This window comes from Jatrophihabitans sp., from assembly GCF_051960575.1.
Taxonomy (GTDB): domain Bacteria; phylum Actinomycetota; class Actinomycetes; order Mycobacteriales; family Jatrophihabitantaceae; genus JBQCEE01.
Genome location: NZ_JBQCEE010000082.1, coordinates 1 through 2,380 on the forward strand (window position 1 = coordinate 1; position 2,380 = coordinate 2,380).

The 2,380-nt window shown below is 72.4% G+C and carries 3 protein-coding genes; all 3 read left to right on the forward strand.

The features are described 5' to 3' along the window. A partial coding sequence (locus tag ACTHMS_RS04215; protein WP_440305419.1) for an HNH endonuclease signature motif containing protein occupies window positions 1–597 on the forward strand: 597 nt, incomplete at its 5' end. A gap of 184 nt (window positions 598–781) precedes the next feature. Beyond that, window positions 782–1,351, forward strand: a complete 570-nt coding sequence (gene pyrR / locus ACTHMS_RS04220) for a bifunctional pyr operon transcriptional regulator/uracil phosphoribosyltransferase PyrR (protein ID WP_440305420.1) — start codon at window positions 782–784, stop codon at window positions 1,349–1,351. Further along, entirely contained in the window at window positions 1,348–2,331 is a 984-nt protein-coding gene (locus ACTHMS_RS04225; RefSeq protein ID WP_440305421.1) for an aspartate carbamoyltransferase catalytic subunit, read from the forward strand. Before pyrR ends, ACTHMS_RS04225 begins: the two co-directional genes overlap by 4 nt. The last annotated feature ends 49 nt before the right edge of the window (window positions 2,332–2,380 follow it).

The following is a 2,380-nucleotide window of genomic DNA, read 5'->3' on the forward strand; positions in this document are numbered from 1 at the left end:
CTGCAGGACGGTCCGGCCTTGCCGCGCTCGGTCGTGGAACGGCTCGCCTGCGCCGGCCGGGTACGCACCGTCGTCCACGACTGCGACGGCACCCCGCTCGACGTCGGCCGCTCACACCGCTTGGTCACCGCGAAGCTGTTCCGCGCCCTGCTCGAACGCGACCGCGGCTGCACCCACCCGGGCTGCGGCTCGCGGCGGTTCCTGCACGCCCACCACGTCCGATCCTGGATGCACGGCGGCAATACCGACCTGAACAATCTTCTGCTGCTGTGCGGAGCGCACCACCGCGCGCTGCACGACGGGGCGTTCTCGCTGCAGGCCGCCGGCCGCGGCCGATGGCGCTTCCTCCGCGCCGACGGACACGAGCTGCTCGCGAGCGTCCATCCCGAGCGCTACGCCGACCGCACCGGTGCCGTCGACGCCGAACACCCGACCGCACCAGACGCCCCGACCACCCGCTGGACGGGCGACCGGGTGAGCCGGCACTTCGCCGTCGGCGTGATCGCCGAGCGGCGGGCGGCCAGTGCCCGGGGCGGCGCCGAACGTCCTCCCCGCGCCTTCCCTGATCACGACCCGTGGGCAGCGACGCCGGCGTGACCGGCTGCTGGCGTGGCCGCTGCCGGCAGGACCGACCGCGCTCCGCGGAACCCGGCCGCCGGATGTGAGATCGCCCGCCACGCCCACCGGGAACTGCGTCCGGTCACCACGTCACTGTTAGGGTTGGCAGCGACCGACGACCTTTAAGGTCCGTCCCGTGAGGCGGACAAGGACGGGGTGATCTGTGACTGGCGCGCGCGTGCCCGCTGACGACGGCGGGAGCACCCCGCAGTCAACCCTTCTTTCCGCCGCCGACCTCGCCCGCGTGGCCGACCGGATGGCCCACCAGATCATCGAGAACGCCGCGAAGACCGGCTTCGAGGTGGTCCTGCTCGGCATCCCGACCCGCGGCGTCCCGCTCGCGAAACGACTGGCCGAGCGCATCGCCGCGTTCGCCGACGTCGCGCTGCCGGTCGGCTCGCTCGACATCACCCTCTACCGCGACGACCTGCGGATGCGCGGGGTGCGCCCGCTGGGCGAGACCGTCGAGCCCGAGGGCGGCATCACCGACAAGACCGTGATCCTCGTCGACGACGTGCTGTTCTCCGGACGCACGATCCGCGCGGCTCTGGACGCCCTCACCGAGCTCGGCCGGCCGCGGGCGGTGCAGCTGGCGGTGCTGGTCGACCGCGGCCACCGGCAGCTGCCGATCCGGGCCGACTACGTCGGCAAGAACGTGCCCACCGCGCCTGCGCAGACCGTGCGCGTGACGCTCACCGAGATTGACGGGACGGACGGGGTGACCATCTCGTGAAGCACCTGCTCAGTGCGGCCGACCTGGACCGCGACGAGGCGATGGCGATTCTCGACACCGCGGCGCGGATGCACGCCATCCAGACCCGCGAGGTCAAGAAGCTGCCGCCGCTGCGCGGGCGCACGATCGTCAACCTCTTCTTCGAGGACAGCACCCGCACCCGCAGCTCGTTCGAGATCGCCGGCAAGTGGCTCTCGGCGGACGTGATCAACGTCAGCGCCAAGGGGTCGAGCGTCAGCAAGGGCGAGTCGTTGCGCGACACCGCGCTCACCGGCGAGGCGATGGGGGTCGATGCGCTGGTGGTGCGCCCCCACGCGTCCGGCGCGGTCAACCGCCTCGCCGAGTGGGTCGACTGTCACGTGGTCAACGCGGGCGACGGCACCCACGAACACCCCACGCAGGCGCTGCTGGCCGCCTACACACTTCGCGAGCGGCTCGGCACCTTCGCCGACCGGCACGTCGTGATCGTCGGAGACATCACGCACAGCCGGGTGGCGCGCAGCAACGTGCTGCTGCTCGCCACGCTCGGCGCCCGGGTGACGCTGGTCGCCCCGCCGACGCTGATGCCCTCGGGGGTCGCGAGCTGGCCGTGCACCACGAGCTGGGACCTCGACGAGACGCTGTCCGGCAAGTCGCACGGCGACGTCGATGCGGTGATGATGCTGCGGGTGCAGCGCGAGCGGATGTCGGGCGGCGCTGACGGGTCCGGCGTCGGGTACTTCCCCTCCGCTCGCGAGTACGCGATCGGGTACGGGTTGTCGCCGGCCCGGTTGGCCCTGCTGCCCGAGCACGCCCCGGTGCTGCACCCCGGCCCGATGAACCGCGGTCTGGAGATCTCATCGATGGCCGCCGACGGTGACCGGTCGCTGGTGCTGGACCAGGTCCGGGCCGGTGTCGCGGTCCGGATGGCCGTGCTGTATCACGTGGTGGCCGGCGCCGATGACATAGCCGAACCGATCCCGGCCGAGGTGACCGCATGATCCTGCTGCGCGAGGTAGCTCCGCTGGGCGCCGACCCGGTGGACGTCCG